This is a genomic window from Prosthecodimorpha staleyi (assembly GCF_018729455.1).
GTDB lineage: Bacteria > Pseudomonadota > Alphaproteobacteria > Rhizobiales > Ancalomicrobiaceae > Prosthecodimorpha > Prosthecodimorpha staleyi.
In genome coordinates this window covers 26,770-51,497 of record NZ_JAHHZF010000003.1, presented here as the reverse complement: position 1 = coordinate 51,497, position 24,728 = coordinate 26,770, and the positions used below count along the sequence as shown (strand labels likewise).

General features: G+C 68.0%; 21 protein-coding genes. 10 read left to right on the top strand and 11 right to left on the bottom strand.

What is annotated here, in order from left to right; translation table 11 throughout:
* Positions 1–11 precede the first annotated feature (11 nt).
* Entirely contained in the window at positions 12–602 is a 591-nt protein-coding gene (locus KL771_RS06190) for a TetR/AcrR family transcriptional regulator (protein WP_261967683.1), read from the bottom strand.
* A gap of 815 nt (positions 603–1,417) precedes the next feature.
* Entirely contained in the window at positions 1,418–2,623 is a 1,206-nt protein-coding gene (locus tag KL771_RS06185; RefSeq protein ID WP_261968081.1) for an acyl-CoA dehydrogenase, read from the bottom strand.
* Between the two features lie 451 nt (positions 2,624–3,074).
* Here KL771_RS06185 and KL771_RS06180 point away from each other — a divergent pair, with 451 nt between their 5' ends.
* The 4 genes from KL771_RS06180 to KL771_RS06165 all read left to right on the top strand — a co-directional run bounded on the left by KL771_RS06180 (position 3,075) and on the right by KL771_RS06165 (position 6,162).
* Positions 3,075–4,298 (top strand): CaiB/BaiF CoA transferase family protein, encoded by a 1,224-nt coding sequence (locus tag KL771_RS06180; protein WP_261967682.1) that lies wholly within the window; start codon positions 3,075–3,077, stop codon positions 4,296–4,298.
* Positions 4,299–4,389: 91 nt separating this feature from the next.
* Positions 4,390–5,334 (top strand): sugar-binding transcriptional regulator, encoded by a 945-nt coding sequence (locus KL771_RS06175; protein ID WP_261967681.1) that lies wholly within the window; start codon positions 4,390–4,392, stop codon positions 5,332–5,334.
* Between the two features lie 97 nt (positions 5,335–5,431).
* Positions 5,432–5,725 carry a type II toxin-antitoxin system Phd/YefM family antitoxin gene (locus KL771_RS06170; RefSeq protein WP_261967680.1) on the top strand — a complete coding sequence of 98 codons (294 nt, stop codon included), beginning with the start codon at positions 5,432–5,434 and terminating at the stop codon, positions 5,723–5,725.
* Entirely contained in the window at positions 5,719–6,162 is a 444-nt protein-coding gene (locus KL771_RS06165; RefSeq protein WP_261967679.1) for a type II toxin-antitoxin system VapC family toxin, read from the top strand. The genes KL771_RS06170 and KL771_RS06165 overlap by 7 nt, the downstream gene beginning before the upstream one ends.
* Before the next feature lie 160 nt (positions 6,163–6,322).
* On the opposite strand, the gene amaB is transcribed toward KL771_RS06165, so the two are convergent.
* Positions 6,323–7,867: an L-piperidine-6-carboxylate dehydrogenase gene (gene amaB / locus KL771_RS06160; protein WP_261967678.1), complete on the bottom strand. Its 1,545-nt coding sequence runs from the start codon at positions 7,865–7,867 to the stop codon at positions 6,323–6,325.
* 559 nt (positions 7,868–8,426) lie between these two features.
* On the opposite strand from amaB, the gene KL771_RS06155 reads away from it, so the two are divergent.
* Genes KL771_RS06155 through KL771_RS06140 form a run of 4 tightly spaced genes read left to right on the top strand, consistent with a single transcriptional unit; the run spans position 8,427 to position 12,113 of the window.
* Positions 8,427–9,275 carry an electron transfer flavoprotein subunit beta/FixA family protein gene (locus KL771_RS06155; RefSeq protein WP_261967677.1) on the top strand — a complete coding sequence of 283 codons (849 nt, stop codon included), beginning with the start codon at positions 8,427–8,429 and terminating at the stop codon, positions 9,273–9,275.
* Between the two features lie 22 nt (positions 9,276–9,297).
* Positions 9,298–10,404, top strand: a complete 1,107-nt coding sequence (locus KL771_RS06150; protein ID WP_261967676.1) for an electron transfer flavoprotein subunit alpha/FixB family protein — start codon at positions 9,298–9,300, stop codon at positions 10,402–10,404.
* A 39-nt stretch (positions 10,405–10,443) separates the two neighbouring features.
* Entirely contained in the window at positions 10,444–11,751 is a 1,308-nt protein-coding gene (locus tag KL771_RS06145; protein WP_261967675.1) for an FAD-dependent oxidoreductase, read from the top strand.
* Positions 11,752–11,804: 53 nt separating this feature from the next.
* Positions 11,805–12,113 carry a ferredoxin family protein gene (locus tag KL771_RS06140; RefSeq protein WP_261967674.1) on the top strand — a complete coding sequence of 103 codons (309 nt, stop codon included), beginning with the start codon at positions 11,805–11,807 and terminating at the stop codon, positions 12,111–12,113.
* Between the two features lie 14 nt (positions 12,114–12,127).
* Here KL771_RS06140 and KL771_RS06135 read toward each other — a convergent pair whose 3' ends face one another.
* Positions 12,128–13,051: a LysR substrate-binding domain-containing protein gene (locus tag KL771_RS06135; RefSeq protein ID WP_261967673.1), complete on the bottom strand. Its 924-nt coding sequence runs from the start codon at positions 13,049–13,051 to the stop codon at positions 12,128–12,130.
* A gap of 89 nt (positions 13,052–13,140) precedes the next feature.
* Here KL771_RS06135 and KL771_RS06130 point away from each other — a divergent pair, with 89 nt between their 5' ends.
* The gene (locus tag KL771_RS06130) at positions 13,141–14,679 is read left to right on the top strand and encodes a trimethylamine methyltransferase family protein (protein ID WP_261967672.1); all 1,539 of its coding nucleotides are present in this window, start codon (positions 13,141–13,143) and stop codon (positions 14,677–14,679) included.
* Between the two features lie 8 nt (positions 14,680–14,687).
* A complete protein-coding gene (locus KL771_RS06125) occupies positions 14,688–15,695 on the top strand; it encodes a GlxA family transcriptional regulator (protein ID WP_261967671.1) in 1,008 nt (335 codons plus the stop codon).
* Positions 15,696–15,714: 19 nt separating this feature from the next.
* Here the strand turns inward: KL771_RS06125 and KL771_RS06120 are convergent, their stop codons facing one another.
* From KL771_RS06120 to chvE, 7 genes are all read right to left on the bottom strand, one after another.
* Positions 15,715–16,173 carry a type III secretion system chaperone gene (locus KL771_RS06120; RefSeq protein WP_261967670.1) on the bottom strand — a complete coding sequence of 153 codons (459 nt, stop codon included), beginning with the start codon at positions 16,171–16,173 and terminating at the stop codon, positions 15,715–15,717.
* Positions 16,174–16,333: 160 nt separating this feature from the next.
* Positions 16,334–17,644 (bottom strand): hypothetical protein, encoded by a 1,311-nt coding sequence (locus KL771_RS06115; protein WP_261967669.1) that lies wholly within the window; start codon positions 17,642–17,644, stop codon positions 16,334–16,336.
* A 150-nt stretch (positions 17,645–17,794) separates the two neighbouring features.
* On the bottom strand, positions 17,795–18,946 hold the full coding sequence (locus KL771_RS06110; protein ID WP_261967668.1) for an epoxide hydrolase family protein: 1,152 nt from the start codon (positions 18,944–18,946) through the stop codon (positions 17,795–17,797).
* A gap of 169 nt (positions 18,947–19,115) precedes the next feature.
* Positions 19,116–20,180 (bottom strand): alpha/beta fold hydrolase, encoded by a 1,065-nt coding sequence (locus KL771_RS06105; RefSeq protein ID WP_261967667.1) that lies wholly within the window; start codon positions 20,178–20,180, stop codon positions 19,116–19,118.
* 196 nt (positions 20,181–20,376) lie between these two features.
* A complete protein-coding gene (gene mmsB, locus KL771_RS06100; protein ID WP_261967666.1) occupies positions 20,377–21,729 on the bottom strand; it encodes a multiple monosaccharide ABC transporter permease in 1,353 nt (450 codons plus the stop codon).
* A 1-nt stretch (position 21,730) separates the two neighbouring features.
* Positions 21,731–23,260, bottom strand: coding sequence for a multiple monosaccharide ABC transporter ATP-binding protein (mmsA, locus tag KL771_RS06095; RefSeq protein WP_261967665.1), 1,530 nt, complete (start codon positions 23,258–23,260; stop codon positions 21,731–21,733).
* 168 nt (positions 23,261–23,428) lie between these two features.
* Entirely contained in the window at positions 23,429–24,493 is a 1,065-nt protein-coding gene (gene chvE, locus KL771_RS06090) for a multiple monosaccharide ABC transporter substrate-binding protein (protein ID WP_261967664.1), read from the bottom strand.
* Between the last annotated feature and the right edge of the window lie 235 nt (positions 24,494–24,728).

Here is a 24,728-nt window from a genome sequence, read left to right as displayed (position 1 = left end):
ACCGCCTCCGGTCACCCCATCACGCTGCGCATCGCCAGGTCGGTATGGATGCGGATCAGCTCCTCCTGGCTGCGTGGGCCGTCGGGACGGTACCACATGCAGATGCCGGTCAGCATGGCGATGATCGCGAAGGTGGTGACCCGGGCGTCCTCGATCCGGAACAGGCCGCGCGCGGCGCCCTCGCGCAGGATGTCGGTCAGGCGCGCCTCGTAGGCGTCGCGCAGGGCGACCGCGGCGGCGCGGTTGTCCGGCTCCAGGCTGCGCAGTTCCATATTGGCGATCACGACCTCGGCGCGGCGGGTCATGTGGTAGGTCAGGTGCAGCCGGCAGAAGGCTTCCAGCCGCGCGACCGGCCCCTCGACGCCGTCGAGCGCCGCGTCCAGCCGGGCGATCAGGGTCTGCATGTGGTCGAGGACGATCTCGACCAAGAGCGCCTGTTTCGAGGCGATGTGGTTGTAGAGCGAGCCGGACTGGATGCCGACCTCGGTGCCGAGCTGGCGCAGGCTCATGGCCTCGTAGCCATGCCGATAGATCAGCCGCAGCCCCGCCGCGCGGATCGACTGCGCCGTCTTCGGTCCGCTCGACCCGACCGTCCTCGCCATCTCCCCGGACCCCTTGCGCCTCGACGGCCGGAGATTACCGCAAGGCCGGGGAAAAATACGAGCGCTCTTTTGTTTTTAGTGCCGGAGCCCACGCCGGCATTCGCAGATCGAGCGGCGAGAGGCGGCCACCCACAGACCCCTGGGCACGCGTCGATCTCTCCGCGCATCCCCGGACAAGGCCCGAAGGGCCGCCGATCCGGGGCCTACTCGCCTCTGAGCGGCATCAAGATCGTCAGTATAATCAAACCCTTGCGGCAAGTTGGCAGCAGAGTGGGTCCCGGCGCTCCGCTGCGCTGCGGCCGGGAATGCGATGAGAGATCGAGTATCCCTGTCGAGATCCGTGGAGCGCCCCGCGATCTCCCGGCCGCATCCCCGGACAAGGCCCGAAGGGCCGCCGATCCGGGGCCTACTCACCTCTGAGCGGCATCAGGATCGTCGGTATAATCAAACCCTTGCGGCAAGTTGGCAGCAGAGTAGGTCCCGGCGCTTCGCTGCGCTGCGGCCGGGAATGCGATGAGAGATCGAGTATCCCTGTCGAGATCCGTGGAGCGCCCCGCGATCTCTCGGCCGCATCCCCGGACAAGGCCCGAAGGGTCGCCGATCCGGGGCCTACTCGCCTCTGAGCGGCATCAGGATCGTCGGTATAATCAAACCCTTGCGGCAAGTTGGCAACAGAGTGGGTCCCGGCTCTCCGCTGCGCTGCGGCCGGGAATACGATGAGGGATGGTGGACCCACCCCGGCGAATGCGGGGGGCGATCGGTGATTGCCCGGCGGACGGGGGAGCCCCATCCGCCGTTTTCGCAGGACCAAAGCCTCAGAAGAACGCCTGGATGCCGGTCTGGGCGCGGCCGAGGATGAGGGCGTGCACGTCGTGGGTGCCCTCGTAGGTGTTGACGGTCTCCAGGTTCTGCGCGTGGCGCATCACGTGGTATTCCTGCTGGATGCCGTTGCCGCCATGCATGTCGCGGGCGACGCGGGCGATGTCGAGCGCCTTGCCGCAATTGTTGCGCTTGACCAGCGAGATCATTTCCGGCGCGGCCTTGCCCTCGTCGAGCAGGCGGCCGACGCGCAGCGAGCCCTGCATGCCGAGGGCGATCTCGGTCTGCATGTCGGCGAGCTTCTTCTGCACCAGCTGGGTCGCGGCAAGCGGCCGGCCGAACTGCTTGCGGTCGAGCGTATACTGGCGGGCGCGGTGCCAGCAGTCCTCGGCGGCGCCGAGCACGCCCCAGGAGATGCCGTAGCGGGCGCGGTTGAGGCAGCCGAACGGACCCTTCAGGCCCGAGACGTTGGGCAGCAGGTTCTCCTCGGGGATGACCACGCCGTCCATGACGATCTCGCCGGTGATCGAGGCGCGCAGCGAGAGCTTGCCGCCGATCTTCGGCGCCGACAGGCCCTTCATGCCCTTTTCGAGCACGAAGCCGCGGATCTGCCCGCCATGGGCCTCCGACTTCGCCCAGACGACGAAGACGTCGGCGATCGGCGCGTTGGAGATCCACATCTTCGAGCCGGTCAGCCGGTAGCCGTCCGAGACCTTCTCGGCGCGGGTCTTCATGCCGGCCGGATCGGAGCCGGCATCCGGCTCGGTCAGACCGAAGCAGCCGACATATTCGCCGGTGGCGAGCTTCGGCAGGAATTTCCGGCGGGTCGCCTCGTTGCCGTAGGCGTAGATCGGATACATGACCAGCGAGGACTGCACGCTCATCATCGAGCGGTAGCCCGAATCGACCCGCTCGATCTCGCGCGCCACCAGGCCGTAGGAGACGTAGCTGGCATGGGCGCAGCCATAGTCCTCCGGCAGCGTCACGCCGAGCAGGCCGAGTTCGCCCATCTCGTTGAAGACGCCGCGGTCGGTCTTTTCTTCCGCATAGGCCTCGATGATGCGCGGCTGCAGTTTCTCCTGCGCGAACTGCCGGGCCGTGTCGCGGATCAGGCGCTCGTCCTCGGTCAGCTGGTCGTCGAGCAGGAAGGGATCCTCCCAGACGAAACGCCCGCCGCCTTCCGGAGCCGACTTCTTTTCCATCTGATGCGCCACCGCCACCATCGCGTCCTCCGCCTGATCCCGGTCCATCGCCGCACGGGCGACCCGTTCGTGAATTATTTGAACCTTAAACTAATTCCGCGGCCCGGGCAACCGCCGGCCGGCGGGTCGGACCCGCGCCGGCGGCATGGCGCCCCGGCATTCGTGTCGGGCGTTGTCATCCGTGAGCCGGTCGGGTTCGTCAAGCAAGGGAAAAGGCGAAATCGGCCGATGGCCTGGACCCCAGGCGGTGAAGGACCGACGAATCGTGCCGACTTCCGCCCCCCGGCCGGGACGACACCGGATCCACGGCCGGTGCCCCTTTGCCCCTGTCCGACGAACCGTCATCGGCAGCGGATAGCTTCGGGTTTGCACGGATCGGACGGTTGCGGTCGGGCGCTGTCCGCCGCACTCTGCCGGCCCGCCGCTTTCGCCTTCGATCGTGAGAGACGCCATGTCCGCCGCACCGCTTGCCGGTCTGAAAGTCCTCGAACTCGCCCGCATCCTGGCCGGCCCCTGGGCCGGGCAGATCCTGGCCGATCTCGGCGCCGAGGTGATCAAGGTCGAACGCCCGGGCACCGGCGACGACACCCGCACCTGGGGCCCGCCCTTCGTTGAGGCGGCCGGCGGCGGCCGGCTCGGCTCGGCCTATTATCATTCCTGCAACCGCGGCAAGCGCTCCGTCGCCATCGACTTCGAGCACGAGGACGGCCGCGCGCTGATCCGCCGGCTGGCCGAGACCAGCGACGTGGTGATCGAGAATTTCAAGGTCGGCGGCCTGAAGAAATACGGGCTCGACTATGCCAGCCTCGCGGCCGTCAATCCGCGCCTAGTCTATTGCTCGGTCACCGGCTTCGGCCAGGACGGCCCCTATGCGGGCCGGGCCGGCTACGATTTCATGATCCAGGGCATGGGCGGTTACATGGACTTGACGGGGGCGGCCGACGGCGAGCCGTTCAAGGTCGGCGTGGCGGTCGCCGATATCGCGACCGGCCTCTATGCGGTGATCGGCATCCAGGCGGCGCTGGCGGTGCGCGAGAAGACCGGCCTCGGCCAGCAGGTCGACATGAGCCTGCTCGACACCATGGTCGGCATCCTGGCCAACCAGGCGATGAACTATCTCGTCTCCGGCGCGGCGCCGAAGCGGATGGGCAACGCGCATCCCAACATCGTGCCCTACCAGGTCTTCCCGACCGCCGACGGCCACCTGATCATCGCCACCGGCAACGATCGCCAGTGGCGCGACTGCGCCGGCATCCTCGGCTTGGAGGCGCTGGCCGAGGACGCGCGCTTCCGCACCAATGCCGACCGTGTGCGCCATCGCGACGACCTGGTGCGGCTGATCGCCGCCGAGACGCGCCGCTTCCGCCGCGACGACCTGCTCGCGCGGCTCGAGGCCTTGCATGTCCCGGCCGGCCCGATCAATTCGGTCGCCGATGTCTTCGCCGACCGCCAGGTGGTCGCGCGCGGCATGAAACTCGATCTCGCGGCGCCGGAGGCCGCCGGCGGCAGCGTGCCGTCGGTGCGCACGCCGATCCGGCTCGGCGCCACCCCGCTCGCCTATGAGCGCCCGTCGCCCGCGCTCGGCGCCGACACCGAGGCGGTCCTGGCCGATCTCGGCATCGCCGCCGAGGAGCGCGACCGGCTGGCCGAGGCGGGCGTGATCGCGCGGCGCTGAGCCGCCATCCTGCAATCTCTTGCAGTTTCGCTGTGACGGAGCGTGCCGGCCGTGCTATCTGGTCGTCAGACTTGACGCGAGCGATTTGCCCATGGCCCGAAACCGTCGTGACGAAGAGCTGATCCTGCGCATCGCCAGGATGCGCTACGATCAGAAACTCCCGCAGCACGAGATCGCCCGCCAGCTTGCCGTCTCCGAATCGACCATCAGCCGCGCCCTGAAGGCGGCGATGGATCTGGGCTTCGTCGAGATCCAGATCACCCCCTATGCGATGCGCGATTTCGAGCTGGAGCGTCGGCTCGTCGCGCGCTTCGGGCTCGAATTCGCCGTCGTCGTGCAGCCGCGCGCCGGCGCCCACAATGCCTACGAGATCCTCGGCCGGGCGCTGGCCCGCACGATCGAGGACCGGCTGGTGCCGGGCGCCGTGCTCGGCGTCTCGGACGGCGACACGGTCGCGGCGGTGGCGGCGGCGATCCGGCGCGGCAAGACCTCGGATGTCGATGTCGTCTCGCTGATCGGCGGCGTCGGCGCGCCCCAAATTCCGAGCCATTCGAGCGAGGTCTGCCGCATGCTCGCCGCCGGCCTCGGTGGCCGCGCCTGGCAATTGCCGGTGCCGGCGATCGTCGACGATGCCGTTGCCGCCAAGGCGCTGCTCGACACAGCAGCGGTGCGCTCGGTGTTCGAGACCATGCGGCGCTCGACCATCGCGCTGGTCGGCGTCGGCTCGATGTCGCCGCGCGCAACCGTGTTCCGCCATGGCGTGATCGATCCGGGCTATATCCGCACCATCGCCGCCAAGGGCGCCATCGGGACGATCTGCGGCCGCTTCTTCGGGGCGGACGGCAAGCCGGTGCCGTCGGATTTCGACGACCGCACCCTGTCGGTGACGCTGGCCGAGCTCGCCGCCGTACCGCTCGGCATCGCCGCCGCGGTCGGCGCCGCCAAGGCTCCGGCCATCCGCGCGGCGGTCGCCGGCCGCCTCGTCAACGCGCTCGGCACCGACAGCGAAACCGCCCGCGCCCTGCTCGACGGATAGGGCCCCCAGACCGGTGCGGCCGGACAGGCCCGGAGACGGGATCGACGCCCTGTGCTATCCTGTTCTCGTTCCGGTTGGCAGGAGCATGAAAGCAGCCATGGGTCTTGTCGTCACCGTCCGGGAAGCCGAGGAACGCATCGCCGAGCTGCTGCAGCGCGTCCGCGACGGCGAGCACGTCGTCGTCACGGAGGACGGCAAGCCGATCGTAAGTTTCGTTCCGTCCTCTGTCGATGCGCCTCAATTGCAAACGGCGAAGGTGCCGGGGGACATTTTTGCGCGATCCCGCGCCTTCTTCGCAGCGCGCGGTATCGACAGCACCGTCATTCATGTATCGCCGGATTTCGACGAGCCACTGTCGGATGACTTCTGGGAAGGCAAAGCCGAATGGTGAAACGCGTTCTGCGATTGCACAGACGCACCGCAGGTCGTCAGGCAAGCCGTTTGCTGCTGGACACGCATATCCTGATCCACGTCGTTTCCGGCACTTCCGACCTCGTCCCACACCGCCATCAGCAAGTACTCGCCGACCATCGCTCGACCCTGAAGGTCAGCGTGGTTTCCCTTTGGGAAATCGCGATCAAGATGCGACTGGGAAAACTGGGACTTCCGATTCCGCTCGTCGAGGTTCACGAGTTCTTTACAGCCGAGGGATTTGGCTTGCTGCCAATTACCGCCCGCCATGTCATGGCGGAGGTTGATCCATGGCCGCCGACCCGCGATCCCTTCGACCGGCTTCTGCTCGCGCAGGCGCAGGTCGAGGGACTGCGGCTGATGACGCTCGATCGAGCGCTGGTCGACCATCCGCTGGCCTGGCGGGCGGAGGTCTGATCGCAGTCCTGATCAGCGCCGAGATCGGGCGACCGGCGCGGTGTGAAAAATCACCGGTCCAGACGCCGTGCGCCCGAACCGGCGACGATCCCGTGCAGGCCGGCCAGCCGTCCGGCCCGGCAAGGAGACAGCCGGACCGACCGGTAGCCGATCCGGCCCCTCACTCCACGTCGAAGACGACGCCCTGGGCGAGCGGCAGGGTGGTGCCGTAGTTCACCGTATTGGTGGTGCGGCGCATATAGGCCTTCCAGGAATCCGAGCCGGCCTCGCGGCCGCCGCCGGTCTCCTTCTCGCCGCCGAAGGCGCCGCCGATCTCGGCGCCCGAGGGGCCGATATTGACGTTGGCGATGCCGCAATCCGAGCCTTCCGCCGAGACGAAGCGCTCGGCCTCGCGCATGTCGGTGGTGAAGATCGACGAGGACAGGCCCTGCGGCACGGCATTGTGCTGGCGGATGACCTCGTCGAAATCCGAATAGCGCATCACATAGAGGATCGGCGCGAAGGTCTCCTCGACCACCGGGCCGCACTGCTCGGGCATCTCGACCAGCGCCGGAGCGACGTAAAATCCGCCCTCGCAGCCGGCGACGGTGGCGCGGGCGCCGCCGGTGACCGTGCCGCCGGCCTTGGTGGCCGCGTCGAGCGCGGCCTGCATGGCCGTGAAGGCGCGCTCGTCGATGAGCGGACCGACCAGGGTGCCGGCCTCGAGCGGATTGCCGATCTTGACCGAGCCATAGGCCTTCTTCAGGCGCGGCACGAGGCGGTCGTAAACGCTGTCGTGAACGAACAGGCGGCGCAGCGTGGTGCAGCGCTGACCGGCCGTGCCCATGGCCGCGAAGGCGACGCCGCGCAACGTCAGGTCGAGATCGGCCGAGGGGCAGACGATGGCGGCGTTGTTGCCGCCAAGTTCCAGGATCGCCCGGGCGAAGCGCTTGGCGAGACGCGGGCCGACCGCGCGGCCCATGACGGTCGAGCCGGTCGCGGAGACCAGCGGCACGCGCGGATCGTCGACCAGCGCCTCGCCGGAGGCGCGCCCGCCGATCACAACCTCAAGAAGACCTTCCGGCGCCGTGCCGCCCTCGGCACGGAACCGGGCCACGGCCCGCTCGAAGATGGCCGCGACGGCGAGGGCGGTCAGCGGGGTCTTTTCCGACGGTTTCCAAACGACGGAATTGCCGCACACGAAGGCCAGCGCCGCATTCCAGGACCAGACCGCGACGGGGAAGTTGAAGGCCGAGATCACGCCGACGACGCCGAGCGGATGCCAGGTTTCCATCATCCGATGGTTCGGCCGCTCGGTGGCGATGGTCAGTCCGTAGAGCTGGCGCGACAGGCCGACGGCGAAGTCGCAGATGTCGATCATCTCCTGGACCTCGCCGAGGCCCTCCGAGGTGATCTTGCCGACTTCGAGCGAGACCAGCCGGCCGAGCGCGGCCTTGTGGGTGCGCAGCTCCTCGCCGAGCAGGCGGACGAGTTCGCCGCGCTTCGGCGCGGGCACGCGGCGCCAGTCCCGGAACGCCGCATCGGCCCGTCCGATCGCCGCCGTCGTTTCGTCGGCACCGGCCTCGGCCAGCCGCGCCAGGACCGAGCCGTCGATGGGCGAGCGCACGACGATCGCGTCGCCGGCCCTCAGGCTGGCCCCGAGGCCTTCCAGCAGGAGGGCGGTTTCGCGCGCGAGGCCGGAGGCGGTCTGGTCGGTATCGGTCATGGTTTGTCCCGCGGCTGGAGCCCGTCCCATCCGGATCGGCACGACCCGCCAGCAAGGGACCGACTCGCGATGTTGGTTCTGGGCGCGTCCCGATCGGCGGATGGCCTCCGGCCGCGACCTGCCCTGTCGAATGCGGGCTGTTTATCACCGTCCCGTGCGGAAGGCTGCCGAAAAACGACCGGCGATGACGGGATGGGCGTATCGCAAGCCGTGCATGACGCCCGGAGCAGCGCCCCGGGACGGATTTCGATCGGCCCCGGACCGGGCGTCGACGTTTCGGCCCTGGGTGTCCAGCGCAGCCGTTGATGCCGTGGCCCCTCGCCGATCCCGGAGCGGCACGATGTCTCCGCGCCGCCGAGCGCGGCTTGGAACCGATCTGGCGTCCGTGCCGCCGCGGTCGCGACATGACGTGTCTGTCGGCTTTGCGACAGGGTGGTACCAGGGAGCGCCGTTCATTCGAAAAGGAAAGCGAAGTCAAATGGATGCCGGCTTGGCACGGCTGATGCTCTTGATCTCTCGAACGGCGCCGGGGCGCCATCATGACAGCCGGGAGACGTGCATGCATATCGTCGTCTGCATCAAACAGGTCCCCGACAGCGCGCAGATCCGCGTCCATCCCGTGACCAACACGATCATGCGCCAGGGCGTTCCGACGATCATCAACCCCTACGATCTGTTCGCGCTCGAAGAGGCCCTGCGCCTGCGCGATCGGCTCGGTGGTACCGTCACGGTGGTGACCATGGGGCCGCCGACGGCTGAGGATTCGCTGCGCAAGGCGCTGACCTTCGGGGCCGACCGCGCGGTCCTCCTGACCGACCGCTTCTTCGCCGGCTCCGACACGCTGGCGACTTCCTACGCGCTCGCCGCCGCGATCCGCAAGATCGGCGAGACCTTCGGGCCGGCCGATCTGGTCTTCGCCGGCAAGCAGACCATCGACGGCGACACCGCCCAAGTCGGCCCGGGCATCGCCAAGCGGCTGGGCCTCCTGCAGCTCACCTATGTCTCCAAGCTCGGCGCGGTCGACCTCGACGGCCGGTCCATCGACGTCGAGCGGCGCGCGGAGGGCGGCACGCAGGTGCTGGCGACCCGGCTGCCCTGCCTGGTCACCATGCTGGAAGGCTCCAACGAGATGCGCCGCGGCACCATGGCGGACGCCCTGCGCGCCGCCCGGGAGCCGATCGTGGTCTGGAGCGCCAAGGATGCCGGCATCGAGGATATCGGCAAATGCGGCCTGCGCGGCTCCCCCACCGTGGTCAAGCGCGTCTTCGCGCCGACCGCCCGCTCCGAGAAGGCCGCGTTGATCGAGGGGCGGCCCGCCGCCCGCGACACGGCCGATGCGCTGATCGATGCCCTGTTCACCCGGTTGCCGAAGCTCGAGGCCGAGCTGATCGCGGCCCAGACGGCCTGAGCGCCCGCGCGAGGAGAGAGCCATGACCGAAGCCAAGCCCCAGGCCGCCGCCGCCCCGTCGCGCGCGGGCATGAAGAAAGAGTTGCCCGATCATTTCAAGGCCTACCGGCATGTCTGGGTGTTCGTCGAGGTCGAGCGCGGCCAGGTCCATCCGGTCTCGTTCGAACTGATGGGGGAGGGGCGCAAGCTCGCCGACCGGCTCGGCGTCGAGCTGGCCGGCGTCGTGCTCGGCCCACCCGGCGAGGCCACGCAGGCGGCCGTCGCCGAATGCTTCGCCTATGGCGCCGACCTCGCCTATCTGATCGAGGATCCGCTGCTGGCGGACTACCGCAACGAGCCCTTCTCCAAGGCGCTGACCGATCTCGTCAACACCTACAAGCCCGAGATCCTGCTGCTCGGCGCGACCACGCTCGGCCGCGACCTCGCCGGCTCGGTGGCGACGACGCTCCTGACCGGGCTGACCGCCGACTGCACCGAACTCGCCGTCGACCAGGACGGTTCGCTCGCCGCGACCCGGCCGACCTTCGGCGGCTCGCTGCTGTGCACCATCTACACGCTGAACTTCCGGCCGCAGATGGCCACGGTCCGGCCGCGCGTCATGGCCATGCCGGAGCGCCGGGAGCGGCCGATCGGCCGGGTGGTGAGGCATCCGCTCGGCCTGATCGAGGACGACATCGTCACCAAGATCCTGTCCTTCCTGCCCGATCGCGACGCCGGCACGTCGAACCTCGCCTATGCGGACGTGGTCGTGGCCGGCGGCATGGGGCTCGGCGCGGCGGAGAATTTCCAGCTGGTCCGCGGGCTCGCCCGCACGATCGGTGCTGAGTTCGGCTGCTCGCGCCCGGTCGTGCAAAAGGGCTGGATGCCGTCGGACCGCCAGATCGGCCAGACCGGCAAGACCATCCGGCCGAAGCTCTACATCGCCGCCGGCATCTCGGGCGCGATCCAGCACCGGGTCGGGGTCGAGGGCGCAGACCTGATCGTGGCGATCAACACCGACCGCAACGCGCCGATCTTCGATTTCGCCCATGTCGGCATCGTCGCCGACGCGATCCGGCTGCTGCCGGCGCTCACCGACGCCTTCGCCCGCCGCCTGTCGCCGCACAACCGCGACAAGCTCGCCGGCTGACCCCCACCCGATCCCGCCATCCCCCAAGGGAGCCGTCCCATGATCGAGGAAAAGTTCGATGCCATCGTGGTCGGCGCCGGCATGTCCGGCAATGCCGCCGCCTATACGCTGGCGAGCCGCGGCCTGAAGGTCCTGCAGCTGGAGCGCGGAGAATATTCCGGCTCCAAGAACGTGCAGGGCGCCATCATGTATGCCGACATGCTGGAGAAGATCATCCCGGACTTCCGGGAGGATGCGCCGCTAGAGCGTCATATCGTCGAGCAGCGCTTCTGGATGATGGACGACACCTCGCATACCGGGATGCACTACCGGTCGGAGGACTTCAACTCGGACCGGCCGAACCGCTACACCATCGTGCGCGCCCAGTTCGACAAGTGGTTCTCGCGCAAGGTGCGCGAGGCCGGCGCCACGGTGCTGACGGAGACCACCGTCACCGAACTGATCCAAGACGCCTACGGCAAGGTGATCGGCGTGCGCACCGACCGGCGCGGCGGCATCGTCCATGCCGACGTGGTCGTGCTGGCGGAGGGCGTCAACGGCCTGCTCGGCACCCGCGCCGGCCTGCGCACGCCGCCCAAGCCCGAGACCGTGGCGCTCGCCGTCAAGGAGATGCATTTCCTGCCGCAGGAGGTGATCGAGGCGCGCTTCAACCTGCGCGGCGACGAGGGCTGCGTCATCGAGGCCGCCGGCACCATCTCCAAGGGCATGACCGGCCTCGCCTTCCTCTACACCAACCGGGAATCCGTCTCCGTCGGCATCGGCTGCCTCGTCTCGGATTTCGCCCAGGCGATGGAAAGCCCCTACGCGCTGCTCGAAGACTTCAAGCGGCATCCCTCGATCCGTCCGCTGCTCGAAGGCTCCGAGGTCAAGGAATATGCCGCCCATCTGATCCCGGAGGGCGGCTACCGGGCGATCCCGGAACTCTGCGGCGACGGCTGGGTGATGGTCGGCGATGCCGCCCAGCTCAACAACGCCATTCATCGCGAAGGCTCCAACCTCGCCATGACGTCGGGGCGGATCGCTGCGGAGGCGATCTTCCAGGTCAAGAGCCGGCGCGACCCGATGACGAAGGATAATCTCATCCTCTACAAGAAGATGCTGGACGACAGTTTCGTCATCAAGGATCTCAAGAAATACAAGGACATGCCGAACCTTCTGCACACCAATTCGCAGAATTTCTTCATGACCTATCCGCAGCTGGTGTCCAAGGCGGCGCAGAATTTCCTGCATGTCGACGGCACGCCGAAGCTCGACAAGGAGCGCGAGACCACCCGCGCCTTCGTCAAGGCGCGCTCCCGCCTCGGCCTGATCGGTGACGCCTTCAGGCTCGCGCTGGCCTGGCGCTGACGCCGGCCTCTCGCTGATTTCGACTGCTCGATCACCATGACCGGAGGACCGCCATGAATGCCATCGTCAAGCCGGCGCAGGATGTGCGCGTCGAGGACAAGCTGTTCCAGAACCGCTATCTGGTCGATGCCGGGCGCCCGCACATCAAGGTCGCCCCGCACGAGACGCCGAGCGCCGCGCTCCTGGCGCTGACCCGCATCTGCCCGGCCAAATGCTACGAGCAGAACGAACGCGGCCAGGTCGAGATCACGCCCGACGGCTGCATGGAATGCGGCACCTGCCGGGTCCTGTGCGAGGAGAAGGGCGAGATCGAGTGGAACTATCCGCGCGGCGGCTTCGGCGTGCTGTTCAAGTTCGGCTGATCGCCGGCCGCCGGTCACCCGCCACTCGCGTCCGCTTGTGCGTAACCGCGCGCCATCAGCCAGTCACGGACGCTGCGGGCGGCCGGGCCGAGCGGTCCCGACCAGACGACGCAATAGTCGACCGCGGTGCGCCAGTCCTCGGCGACGGGGCGGACCAGGAAGCCGCTGGCGATCAGACTGTCGACCAGATGGTGCCAGCCGAGCGCCACGCCCTGGCCTTCGAGTGCGGCCTGAAGGACGAGCGCATAATCGTTGAGCTTCAGTCCCGTGCGCGGCAGGGGCGGCATGCCGCTGGCGCGCGCGAAGTCGAACCAGTCCGGGCAGGCGCGCACCGGTTCTTCCAGATGGATCAGCGGCGCGGCCGCCAGCGTCGCGAGCGTCCAGGGCATCGGCTCGCTGGACCTCTCGGTCAGCCGGGGGCTCGCCACCGGATAGATGACCTCGGGGGCGAAGACCGCACTCTCATAGTGTCCGAAGATGCCGCCGCCGTAGCGGATGCCCAGATCGACGCCCTCCGCGGCGATGTCCAGGTCCCGGTCGGTGGTCTGCAGGCGCAGGTCGACGGCGGGAAGGTCGGCCCGGAATTCGGCCAGCCGCGGCAGCAGCCAGAAACGCGCGAAGGCGGTCGAACAGGACAGCGTCACCGGTCCGTCCCGCTCGCGTGCCGGCCGCAGCGCCTCGAAGGCGCGGCGGACATGACCGAGACCCATCCCGACATGGTCGTGCAATTCGCGCCCGGCCGGCGTCAGCGCCACCTGCCGGTGGCCGCGCTCGAAGAGCGGCCGGCCGATCTCCTGTTCGAGCTTGCGGATCGCGTAGCTGACCGATTCCTGCGAGATGCCGAGTTCGCGCCCGGCGCGCGTGAAACTGCCGAGCCGCCCGGCCGCCTCGAACACCGCCATGGCCGGCAGCAGGCGCCATGTGGTTGCGTCCGACATATAGAGCCTCTCTATCCCAGAGATCGAATCTTTCACCGGTCACGGCCGGTCGGCCTGCGCCTAGCCTATCCGAAAGTGAGGAGGCGGGCATGTCGGACGGAGCACGGATGCGCAGCGGGGGGCGGGCGGCACGGCAACGGGTCCGGCAGGCCGGCGGCCCGCCGCGCCCGGCCTATCTGACCCGCACGATCCCGCCCTATGCGCTCTTGTCGGAGGAGGGGCTCGTCCGCATCGAGGAGGCCGCCGACCGGCTCCTGGCGGAGGTCGGCTTCGAGATCCGCGGCGACGAGGAGGCCAACCGGCTGTTCGTCGCGGCCGGTGCCACCCTTGAGAACGGCCGCCTGCGCTTTCCGCCCGGCCTGGTGCGCGCGATCATCCGGGCCTCCGCGCCCGCCGCCTTCGTGCAGCATGCGCGCAATCCGGCGCGCAACGTGGTCATCGGCGGCGATGCGGTCGTCTTCGCGCCCGCCTACGGCTCGCCCTTCGTCACCGATCTGGACGGCGGGCGCCGCTACGGCACGATCGCGGATTTCGAGAATTTCGTGAAGCTCGCCTATGCCTCGCCCCACCTGCACCATTCGGGCGGCACGGTCTGCGAGCCGGTCGACCTGCCGGTCAACAAGCGCCATCTCGACATGGTGGCGGCGCATATCCGCTTCTCCGACAAGCCCTTCATGGGCTCGGTGACGACCGCCGCCCGCGCCGCCGATTCGATCGACCTGGTGCGGCTGGTGTTCGGCGAGGCCTTCGTCGACCGCCATTGCGTGATCCTCGGCAACGTCAACGTGAACTCGCCCCTGCTCCTCGACGGCGAGGCCGCGCGGGTCATTCGCACCTATGCGGCGGCCAACCAGGCGGCGGTCTGCGTGCCCTTCATTCTCGGCGGCGCCATGGGGCCGGTCACCACCGCCGGGGCGCTGGCGCAATGCTTCGCCGAGGCGATGGTCTGCGTCGCGCTGACCCAGCTGGTCCGGCCGGGCGCGCCGGCGATCCTCGGCAACTTCCTCTCGTCCATGTCGCTGAAATCCGGCGCCCCGACCTTCGGCACCCCGGAGCCGGCGCTCGCCTATTTCGCGATCGGGCAGTTGGCGCGCCGGCTCGGCGTGCCGCTGCGCTGCGGCGGCAATCTCTGCGCCTCGAAGCTGCCCGACGCCCAGGCGGCCTCGGAGAGCGCCAATTCGCTGTGGCCGGCCCTGCTCGCCGGCGCCCATTTCGTGCTGCATGCCGCCGGCTGGCTCGAGGGCGGCCTGGCGATGAGCTACGAGAAGTTCATGATCGATGCCGAGCAGCTCGGCGCCTTCCATGTGCTGGCCGGCGGGCTCGCGCTCGACGAGGACAGCTTCGCGCTCGATGCCTTCCGGTCGGTCCCGCCCGGCGGCCATTTCCTCGGCGCGCCGCACACCCTGCGCCACTTCGAGACGGCCTTCTACGATTTCGCCCTGTCGGACTCCAATTCCTACGAGCAGTGGCGCGAGGAGGGCGGGCAGGATATCGCGCGGCGTGCCCAGAAGGCCTGGCGCGGCGCGCTCGCTGCCTATGAGCCGCCGCCGCTCGATCCGGGCATCGCCGACGCGCTCGACGATTTCGTCGCCCGGCGCAAGGCCGCCGTCGCGGATGCCTGGTATTGAGCCCGCCCATGCCGTCGCGGACCGCCGCCCCCTTCACGCTCGGCATCCTGCTCGTGCCCGGCTTCTCGGTCCTCGGCCTCGCCGCGCTGATCGAGCCGTTGCGCCTTGCCAACCACGTTGCCGATCGCACCCTGTTCGCGTGGCGAACCCTGTCGCCCGACGGCGCGCCTGTCGTGTCGTCGAGCGGCTTTGCGGTCGGGGTGGATGGAGCCGGCGACCCTGACGCGGCATTAGACGGCTTGGTGCTATGCGCCGGGGCGGATGCCGAGGCGCCGGGGGCTCCCTTCGCGGAGCTTATCGCGGCCTCGGCGCGACGCGGCGCTTTGGTCGCCGGCATCGATGGCGGTGCCGAGGGGCTCGCGGCGGCCGGTCATCTGGCGGATCGCCCGGTGCCGGTGCATTGGCGACGGCGGGAGCATTTCGCGCTGTGCCGGCCCGATCTTGCCGCCAGCGACGGCCTGTTCGATCTGTCCGACACCCGGGCCTCGTCGGCCGGCGGCATGGCGGTCGTCGATCTCGCTCTGGCGCTGATCCAGCGGCAGGCGGGTCGCGATGTCGCGGTCTCTGTCTGCGACGAACTGCTTCATCAGCGCCCGCGCGAAGCCGGCGAGCCGCAGCGACCCGGCGCTGCCTCCCCGGCGCAGCATCACGATCCCCGCACCGCGCATGTGATCGCGGTGATGCGGGCCGCCATCGGCACGCCGCGGCCGATCCACGCCTTCGCGGCGGAAGTCGGTCTCTCGTCCCGCCAGCTGGAGCGGCTGTTCCTGCGTGATCTCGGATGTTCGCCGGGCGCGGTCTTCCTGGACATGCGCCTCGATCGCGCGCGCGACCTGCTCGCCGGGACCGACCAGCCCATCGCCTGCGTCGCGCGCGATTGCGGCTTCGTCTCGCAATCGCATTTCTCGAAGGCCTTCCGCGACCGGTTCGGCCTCAGTCCCGGCGAGGCACGGCAGCCGTCCCGGCCGCCGCGTCCGTCCTGGCGGGTTCACGCCGCCACCGCTGAGCCGGTTTGAACGCGGCGCGAGCCACCGTTCAGATCCGTATGGCGGTCGGGTCGGCGGCGAAGTCGGTTTCGGGTTCGTCCGGCATGGACGCGGCGATATGGGCGGCGAGCGATTCGGCAGCGCTGACGAAGGCACCGATGTCAGCCTCCAGGCTGTCTGCCGTCATGCCTTCGCCGCTCAGACGCCGCATGAGCATGAAGGGACCTTCGCCGGGCTCGCGCGAGACGGTGCCGCCTCCGGTTCCGGCCCAGCCGAAATTGGCTTCGAGCAGCGCGCCGAACAGCGCTTCGGAGGGGACGGCCGGCTGACCTAGGGGCGCCAGCAGGAGCACCGTGCCCTCCTGCTGCGCAATCCGGAAGACCACCGCGACGTCGTCGAAGGCAAGCGTGGCCTCGCCGTCCTCGTCGAATGCGAAGCCCTCGAGGTCGACCCGGGCGGCAAGCGTCTCGAAGGCGGCTTCGATCTGGCGGACGGTGTGGCTGGACATGCGTCACTCCTGGCAAGGTGACGAGCCCCCGCGCCGCTGCCGGGCATGGGGGCTCAATGAGGGAGGGTTCCGGTTGCGGACGTTCAGTCAGTATTCGTTCGGCGCTGTTCGATCCGAGTGATTGGCTCCGCAGGTGCCGCGACGGCGACCCGGCGTGTCGTCACTTATTGTTCAGTCCATTGTCTTCGGCCATTTCCAGCAGCATCTGCTGGCGCTCCTCTTCGGTCCGCTGAATATAGGCCTTGTGCTGGATCTCGCCTTCCTCGTGGATGCCCGGCAGGAGCTGCCCGACGCCCTTTGAGATCGATGGGCCGCTGGAGAGGCCAGCATCCTTCAGCTTCGACTTCTCGATCTGGCCAGTCGTGATTTCCTTCTCCGACAGGTCCTGACCGCCTTCAAAGATTTTCGTCACCTTGGTACGCGCGTCCGGTATCCCGCCATGCTCGCCGATGCGGACGACGAACTCGACCAAGGCGGTGCCGAGGGCCTGCGCACCGCTCTGGTTCGCCAGCGAGCGTTCGAAGTCGCCCTTGACCTTGTGGCCGGGATGCACGGTGGCGGCACCGAGGCCGAACAGCAGCTGCCGCGCCGGGCTGTCGGGCCGCATCATCTCGGCGAACTGGCGCCGGGCCTCGACCGGCGTCATACCGGCCAGCAGGTTGTCGATGCCCTGATAGCGGGCGCGGAGCAGGTCGTCGCCGCCCATGCCGCCGGTATTGCCGCCGAGCGTGGTATCCTCGCGCAGGTCGTCGAGCTTCGTCAGATAGTCGCGCAGTGCCGCCAGATGGTCGCTCATGGTGGTCTGGTCGCGACCGGTATTCATGCGCAGGAAGCCGACGCCGGCCTTGTTGGCATCGTCCCAGGCCTCGATCCGCTCACCAAGCTCCGTCGGATCGAGCGAGGCGACGTATTTCAGGAGCTTGGCGGCCGGGCGGTCGAGATCCTCGACTGTGACCTTCTCATGCGATTCGGACTGCATCTGGACGGCGGTGCCCTTCAGTCGCGCCGCAAAGAACGTCATCTGGTCCTCCGACAGGGTCGAGGGATCGACACCGGCCTTCTTGGCGATCTGGTCGAACCGGTCGCCGGTCTTGGGATCGAACTGATCGGCGAGCTTGCCGGCGCGGCTCAGCGTCTTGGCGGTCTCGATGGCGTCGCGGACCTGACGGACGGTCAGCGGCTTGGCGACATCCATCATCAGCTCGCCCTTCCGGCCGTAGCGCAGATCCTGGCGGACCTTCATGAAGGCCTCGGTCCCGACCTCCGGGCCGTATTTGGTGCGCAGCGACTTCAGCAGCGCATGGGCGGTGTCCCGGGTTTCCCGGTGTTCGATGCTCGGCGCGAAGAAGCGGACGAGACGGCCAAAGAAGCCGCGCTTGGCGGTCGTCACCTGGTCCTGGCTGTCGATCCGGACTTCCTTGTTGTCGGGCGCCTGGATGGCCTTGAACTGGCTGATCGCGATCGTGGTCATGTCGATCTCTCCTCAGCCCTCTCGGGCTTTTCAAAGGGTTGGCGGCGTTCGCCGCGGCTGAGGTGAGGTATAGGGGGTTCCGCAGGATCGGCCTGTGTCGAACGAGACAGGCCCAGCGGAAACCGGGATCCGACCGTCTGGACTGCCGGATCAGCGCAGATCGCGGAAGAACGCGGTGATCTCGCCCGCCAGCGCCTCTGGCTGTTCCATGGCGGCGAAGTGGCCGCCTTCGGGCATCACCGACCAGCGCCGGATGTCGGCATAGACCCGCGCGGCCATCGAGCGCGGCGGCTTCAGGATCTCGGTCGGGAACTGCGCATAACCCATCGGCACGTCGATGCGCGCGCCGATCGGCCAGGGGCCGTGCATGCGGGCGTAGTAGGGCCAGAAGGACGACCCGATCGTGCCGGTGAACCAGTAGAAGGAGACGTTGCCGAGCAGGCGGTCGAGCGACAGGATCGAGGTCGGGTCTCCCTTGCAGTCCGACCAGGCGCGGAACTTCTCCAGGATCCAGGCGGCCAGTCCCGCCGGACTGTCGGTCAGCCCGTAGGCCAGCGTCTGCGGCCGGGTGCCCTGGATCCACTGGTAGCCGGTATTCTCCTTCAGGAAATGCGCCAGTTCGGCAAGATAGCGGGTCTCGTCCTCGGTACGCGCGTCGAGCCCGGCGGCGTCGCGGCGCAGCGGCAGCAGGTTCAGGTGGATGCCGGCGAGCCGGTCGGGATGGTCGCAGGCGAGCCGCGAGGTGATGAACGAGCCCCAGTCGCCGCCCTGTGCGCCGTAGCGCGGGTAGCCGAGCCGCTGCATCAGCTCGGCGAAGACCCCGACGATCATGGCGAGGTCGTAGCGCTTCTGACCCGGGCGGAACGAGAGGCCGTAGCCGGGCAGCGATGGCGCCACCACCGTGAAGGCGTCGGCCGGATCGCCGCCGAAGCGGGCCGGGTCGGTCAGGCGCGGGATGATGTCAAGGAACTCGAAAACCGAGCCGGGCCAGCCATGCGAGAGCAGCAGCGGCATCGGGTTCGGACCCTTGCCGGCGACATGCAGGAAATGGACGGGGATGCCGTCGATCTCGGTCATGAATTGCGGGAAGGCGTTGAGGCGGGCCTCCTCGGCGCGCCAGTCGAAGCGGTCGCGCCAATGCTCGACGACCCGGTGCATGAAGGCGAGATCGGTGCCGAAGGCCCAGGGCGCCTCGGGTGCCTGATCGGGAAAGCGGGTCAGCGTCAGGCGGGTCTTCAGGTCGGCGATGTCCCGATCGTGGACGTGCAGGCGAAAGGGTTCGATCGTCGGGTCTGCGGACATGCTTCCTCCTGGCAGGCTCTGATGATGCCGGTCTGTCGCCGTTTGCCCGACCCTAGCCGGCTTCTGCGAAACCGGCAGCCTGCCCGACGGCATGGGTGCCCTGACGCGAAACCGGCCCCGGACGGGGCCGGAGCCGGATCGCGAAGGGCGGCAATGCCCGACGCTGCGCTCAGCGCTTCGGGACGGCCGGCAGGAAGGCGGCCAGTTCGCCGGCCCAGAGCTTGGCCATGCCTCCGGTCGTACCGTGACCGGCGGTCGTGGCGCTGCCCGGGATCACATAGAGCCTACCGTTGGCGATCTTCTTCATGGACTCGACCATCAGCCCGGTCGCGACCGGATTGCGCTCGTCGTCGGCGGAGTTGATCGCCAGCACATGGGCCTTGATGGCGCCGAGTTTGGCCGACGGATCGTAGTCGGCGGAGGCCGCCCACTGGTAGATGAAGTCGTTCGCATCGGCGGTGAACGGGGCCGCCAGACGGGCCTCGACCAGCTTGTCGGCAGCCTCTCGGGTCGGCGCCATCCGCTGGTAGGCGAGATCGCCGCCATTCGTGCCGGTGCCATAGAAGACGTTGGCGATGCGGGCGAATTTCGGCTGCGTCGTGTAGTTGCCGCCCTTGTAGTCCGGATCGGCCTTGATCGTCTCGATCATCAGGCGGCGCATCATCCAGTTGCGGCTGGACATCGCGGTCGGCTGCGAGGCCATCGGCACGATCGCATCCATCATGTCCGGATAGCGCGTGCCCCAGACCCAGGCATGCATGCCGCCCATCGAATTGCCGAGGACGAGGCGCAGATGCTTGATGCCGAGCCCTTCGGTGACCAGGCGATACTGGGCATCGACCATGTCGTCGTAATTGTATTGCGGGAATTCGGCCTTCAGCGCGTCCGACGGCTTCGACGACTTGCCGGCGCCGAGCGCATCCGGAATGATGATGAAATACTTCTTGGCATCGAGCGGCTGGCCCTCGCCGAACAGTTCGCCGCCGAAGCCCGGCGTCAGCATGGTGCCGGCCGAACCGGCAGTGCCGTGCAGGATCAGGACCGGCTCGCCGGTCGGCTCGCCGACGGTCTTGTAGGCGAGCTTGACCTCGGCATGGGTCTGGCCGGTATGGAACTTGAAGTCCTTGGCGACATAGAGCCCGTCCTTGGCGGCCGGGAACTCGGCAGCCACGATCGGTGTGGCGCTGGCCAGGACATAGGCCGACAGCGCGGCGAGCGCGAATTTCCTCAACATGGGATCGTCCTCCTGTGACGCGCCGCTTGGATGCGGCGTCGTTCGGCCGGTCGGGCCTTGCCCGATACCGTAGAAATCCGGAGCCGCCCGCGCAAACGGGCTTCCGGCCGGCGGTGCCCGATCACCGCAACGTGAAGCCGCCGCACGGGGTGGCGGCTCACGGGGCGGCGGCTCACGGGGCGCGGCGGTGCCCGCCTCAGCCCTTCTTCTTGTTGTAGACATCCAGGAAGACGGCCAGGAACAGCACGCTGCCCTTGATGATGAACTGCCAGTCGATGCCGATGCCCATCATCGACATGCCGTTGTTCATGACGCCCATGATGAAGGCGCCGATCACCGCGCCGAGCACCGTGCCGACGCCGCCCGAGGCCGAGGCGCCGCCGATGAAGCAGGCCGCGATCACGTCGAGTTCGAAGCCGTCGCCGGATTTCGGCGTCGCCCAGCCGAGCCGGGTGGCGAACATCATCCCGGCCAGCGCCGACAGCACGCCCATGTTGACGAAGGCGAGGAAGACCAGCCGCTCGGTGTTGATGCCCGAGAGCTTGGCCGCCTTCTCGTTGCCGCCGAGCGCATAGAGGCGCCGCCCGACCGTGGTGCGCGTCGTGACGAAGGAATAGAGGGCGATCAGGAGCCCCATGATCACGAAGACGTTGGGCAGGCCGCGATAGGTTGAGAACAGATAGGCGAGGTAGAACAGCATCCCGGCGATCGCCAGCGTCTTCAGAAGGAAGAAGACGAAGGGCTCGGTCTGCATGTCCTGGCGGACCAGCTTGACCCGGGCCGCGAAGGCGTTGGCGAGCATCATCGCCACCACCACGGTGGCGATGCCGAGCGAGGTGGCGCTGATATCGCCTGTCGTCTCCTGGCGCGTCAGGACCGGTGCCCACTCGATCTTCGGCAGAAGCGCGGCACTCTCGGTCAGCCGGTTCCAAGCCTCGACCGCCGCCAGCGCGTAGGGGGCGACGAACAGGCGGAGCGTTTCGAGATGCGGCGCGATCGGATCGGGCATGCGGCCGGTGAGATCGGGGAAGAAGCCGGTCAGCAGGGTGGCGAGTTCGGGCGGGAAGGGGCCGACATTGCGCCCACCCAGGACGTAGAGCGTCAGGCCGCGGAAGATCAGCATGCCGGCGAGCGTGACGATGAAGGAGGGGATGTGCAGATAGGCGACCGCGTAGCCCTGCACCGCCCCGACCATGCCGCCGAAGACGAGCGTGGCCAGCACGGCCAGATACCAGGGTACGCCGTGATCGACCATCAGGATGGCGGCGACCGCTCCGAGGAAGCCGCACAGCCAGCCGACCGACAGGTCGATATGGCCGGCGACGATGATCATCAGCATGCCGAGCGCCATCACGACGATGTAGCCGCGCTGCTGCACGATGTTGGTCAGGTTGTCGGGCTGGAACAGCCGCCCGTCGGTGGCGAACTGGAAATACAGCATGATCACGATCAACGAGATCAGCATGCCGTATTCGCGGATGTTGTTCTTCAGGAAACCCGCATAGGAGCGGCTCGGCGCTTCCGCGGCGCTTGTCGTCTCGGCCGACATCTCAGGCGTCCTCCCTCCGCATGATCGCTGCCATGATCCGTTCCTGGCTCGCCTCCGCGGCCGGGAACTCGCCGACGAACCGCCCCTCGTTCATCACGTAGATGCGGTCGGTGATGCCGAGCAGTTCGGGCATCTCGGAGGAGATCACGATCACGCCGCGGCCGGAATCGGCGAGCTGGTGGATGATGGTGTAGATTTCGTACTTGGCGCCCACGTCGATGCCGCGGGTCGGTTCGTCCAGGATCAGAATCTTCGGATCGGCGTGCAGCCATTTCGACAGCACGACCTTCTGCTGGTTGCCGCCCGACAGGTTGACGGTCTGGTGCGTGATGCCGGCGGAGCGGATCTTGAGCCGGTCGCGGAAGCGCTTGGCGAGCGTTACTTCCGCGTGGCGGTCGATCACGCCGCGCTCGGAAATCTTGTCGAGGCCGGCCAGCGGCACGTTGAAGCGGATGTCCTCGTTGAGGATCAGGCCGAGTTGCTTGCGGTCCTCGGTGACATAGGCGATGCCGGCGTCGATCGCCTTCGGGATGGTCGAGACGTCGACGGGACGGCCGTCCATCAGCACCTCGCCGGAGATGCGCCGGCCATAGGCGCGCCCGAAAACCGACATGGCGAATTCGGTCCGGCCGGCGCCCATCAGGCCGGCAATGCCGACGACCTCGCCGCGGCGGACGGTCAGGTTGACGCCCTTGACCACCAGCCTTTCGGGATGGACCGGGTGATGCACCCGCCAGTCCTTGACCTCGAAGATCGTCTCGCCGATCGCCGGCGTCCGCTGCGGATAGCGATCGTTCATTTCGCGGCCGACCATGCCGCGGATGATGCGGTTCTCGTCGATCGCGCCGGCGCCGGCCTCGATCGTCTCGACCGTGGAGCCGTCGCGCAGGATGGTGATGGAATCGGCGATGCGCGAAATCTCATTCAGCTTGTGAGAAATCATGATCGCCGTGATGCCGTGGCCCTTCAGTTCCAGGAGCAGGTCGAGCAGGGCCTGGCTGTCGCGCTCGTTGAGGCTCGCGGTCGGCTCGTCGAGGATCAGGAGCTTGACCTCCTTGGCGAGCGCCTTGGCGATCTCGACCAGCTGCTGCTTGCCGACCCCGATATCGGTGATCAGCGTCGACGGGCTTTCCTTCAGCCCGACCTTGGCCAGCAGTTCGCGCGCGCGCCGGTGGGTCTCGAACCAGTCGATCACCCCGTTCCGGGCGATCTCGTTGCCGAGAAACAGGTTCTCGGCGATGGAGAGCTGCGGGGCCAGCGCCAGTTCCTGGTGGATGATGATGATGCCGAGCCGCTCGGAATCGTGGATGCCGCGGAAGTGCCGGACCTGCCCCTCATAGACGATGTCGCCCTCGTAGGAGCCGGCCGGATAGACGCCGGACAGGACCTTCATCAGGGTCGACTTGCCGGCGCCGTTCTCGCCGCAGATGGCGTGGATCTCGCCCTTGCGGACAGTCAGGTTGACGTTCTGCAAGGCCTTCACGCCCGGGAAGGTCTTGGTGATGCCGCGCATTTCGAGAATGGAGTCCATCGCCCCTCCGGGTCGGCTGCGGCGCCGACGCGCCTCCGCGGGACGGTCGGTCCCGGGGACGGTTCAGATCAGTCTGGCGGGTTCGAGACCGGATGTCGGCCGGGGGCCGGCCGGCCGATAGGGGGAGGGTCCGACCCGGGCGGATGGCGTCCGCCCGGGCCGTGGCCGTCACTTCACCTGAGCTTCGGTATAGTAGCCGGAGCCGACCAGAATGTCCTTCCAGTTCGAAGCGTCGACCGCCACCGGCTTCAAGAGGTAGGACGGAACCACCTTCTTGCCGTTGTCGTAGGTCTTGGTGTCGTTGACTTCGGGCTGCTTGCCGGACAGGACCGCGTCGACCATGTTGGCCGTGACCTTGGCCAGTTCGCGGGTATCCTTGAAGATGGTCGAATACTGCTCGCCCTTGATGATCGACTTGACCGACGGCACCTCGGCATCCTGGCCGGAGACGAAGGGCAGCGGCTGGGCGGCGGTGCCGTAGCCGACCGCCTTCAGCGACGAGATGATGCCCATCGACAGGCCGTCATAGGGCGACAGGACCGCGTTCACCTTGGCGTCCTTGCCGTAATAGGCCGACAGGATCGCGTCCATGCGCGCCTGCGCCACCGCGCCGTCCCAGCGCAGCGTGGCGACCTTGTCGAAGGCCGTCTGCTTGGAGCGCACGACCAGCTTGCCGGAGTCCAGGTAGGGCTTCAGCACCGACATGGCGCCGTTGAAGAAGAAGGTCGCGTTGTTGTCGTCCGGCGAGCCGGCGAACAGCTCGATGTTGAACGGACCCTTGCCGTCCTTCAGGCCGAGCGCCTTCTCGAGCGTCTGCGCCTGCAGCACGCCGACCTGGAAGTTGTCGAAGGTCGCGTAGTAGTCGACATTCTCCGAGCCACGGATCAGACGATCATAGGCGATGACCTTGATGCCGCTGTCGCTCGCCTTCTTCAGGGCCGAGGTCAGCGTCGTGCCGTCGATCGCGGCGATCACCAGAACCTTGACCTTCTTGGTGATCATGCCCTCGATCTGGGCCAGCTGGTTCGGGATGTCGTCCTCGGCATATTGCAGGTCGGTGCCATAGCCCTTGGACTTGAACACCTTGACCATGTTGTCGCCGTCGGCGATCCAGCGCGCCGAAGACTTGGTCGGCATGGCGATGCCGATCGTGCCCTTGTCCTGGGCGATGGCGGACCCGAAGGTCGCCAGGCCGAGCGCGAGCGCGGCCAGTGCGGTCGTGATGAACTTCAAATTATCCTCCCTCGCGCGACCGGCATGGACCTGCGCCTGCCGGTTCGATCCGAGCCGTGGTGCGATTCGGAGAGGGTGGGACCTTCCTGCCGGAAGCCTGCCCGCCCGATCGCCCCGTCGCCTCCCAGCGCGGCTCTTCAGCAGCGGAGCGTCTTCAAAAGCACGCGCGCTGTCAATCGTCTGTTCCGTGATTTGTATGAGGATATGTCGGCCGTTCCGGAAGCCCCGGAGCGGG

What these genes read in the sequence shown, in the direction of transcription:
- KL771_RS06190 (WP_261967683.1), bottom strand. Translation starts at nt 602, where the DNA reads ATGGCGAGGACGGTCGGGTCGAGCGGACCGAAGACGGCGCAGTCGATC.
- KL771_RS06185 (WP_261968081.1), bottom strand. Translation starts at nt 2,623, where the DNA reads ATGGAAAAGAAGTCGGCTCCGGAAGGCGGCGGGCGTTTCGTCTGGGAG.
- KL771_RS06180 (WP_261967682.1), top strand. Translation starts at nt 3,075, where the DNA reads ATGTCCGCCGCACCGCTTGCCGGTCTGAAAGTCCTCGAACTCGCCCGC.
- KL771_RS06175 (WP_261967681.1), top strand. Translation starts at nt 4,390, where the DNA reads ATGGCCCGAAACCGTCGTGACGAAGAGCTGATCCTGCGCATCGCCAGG.
- KL771_RS06170 (WP_261967680.1), top strand. Translation starts at nt 5,432, where the DNA reads ATGGGTCTTGTCGTCACCGTCCGGGAAGCCGAGGAACGCATCGCCGAG.
- KL771_RS06165 (WP_261967679.1), top strand. Translation starts at nt 5,719, where the DNA reads ATGGTGAAACGCGTTCTGCGATTGCACAGACGCACCGCAGGTCGTCAG.
- amaB (WP_261967678.1), bottom strand. Translation starts at nt 7,867, where the DNA reads ATGACCGATACCGACCAGACCGCCTCCGGCCTCGCGCGCGAAACCGCC.
- KL771_RS06155 (WP_261967677.1), top strand. Translation starts at nt 8,427, where the DNA reads ATGCATATCGTCGTCTGCATCAAACAGGTCCCCGACAGCGCGCAGATC.
- KL771_RS06150 (WP_261967676.1), top strand. Translation starts at nt 9,298, where the DNA reads ATGACCGAAGCCAAGCCCCAGGCCGCCGCCGCCCCGTCGCGCGCGGGC.
- KL771_RS06145 (WP_261967675.1), top strand. Translation starts at nt 10,444, where the DNA reads ATGATCGAGGAAAAGTTCGATGCCATCGTGGTCGGCGCCGGCATGTCC.
- KL771_RS06140 (WP_261967674.1), top strand. Translation starts at nt 11,805, where the DNA reads ATGAATGCCATCGTCAAGCCGGCGCAGGATGTGCGCGTCGAGGACAAG.
- KL771_RS06135 (WP_261967673.1), bottom strand. Translation starts at nt 13,051, where the DNA reads ATGTCGGACGCAACCACATGGCGCCTGCTGCCGGCCATGGCGGTGTTC.
- KL771_RS06130 (WP_261967672.1), top strand. Translation starts at nt 13,141, where the DNA reads ATGTCGGACGGAGCACGGATGCGCAGCGGGGGGCGGGCGGCACGGCAA.
- KL771_RS06125 (WP_261967671.1), top strand. Translation starts at nt 14,688, where the DNA reads ATGCCGTCGCGGACCGCCGCCCCCTTCACGCTCGGCATCCTGCTCGTG.
- KL771_RS06120 (WP_261967670.1), bottom strand. Translation starts at nt 16,173, where the DNA reads ATGTCCAGCCACACCGTCCGCCAGATCGAAGCCGCCTTCGAGACGCTT.
- KL771_RS06115 (WP_261967669.1), bottom strand. Translation starts at nt 17,644, where the DNA reads ATGACCACGATCGCGATCAGCCAGTTCAAGGCCATCCAGGCGCCCGAC.
- KL771_RS06110 (WP_261967668.1), bottom strand. Translation starts at nt 18,946, where the DNA reads ATGTCCGCAGACCCGACGATCGAACCCTTTCGCCTGCACGTCCACGAT.
- KL771_RS06105 (WP_261967667.1), bottom strand. Translation starts at nt 20,180, where the DNA reads ATGTTGAGGAAATTCGCGCTCGCCGCGCTGTCGGCCTATGTCCTGGCC.
- mmsB (WP_261967666.1), bottom strand. Translation starts at nt 21,729, where the DNA reads ATGTCGGCCGAGACGACAAGCGCCGCGGAAGCGCCGAGCCGCTCCTAT.
- mmsA (WP_261967665.1), bottom strand. Translation starts at nt 23,260, where the DNA reads ATGGACTCCATTCTCGAAATGCGCGGCATCACCAAGACCTTCCCGGGC.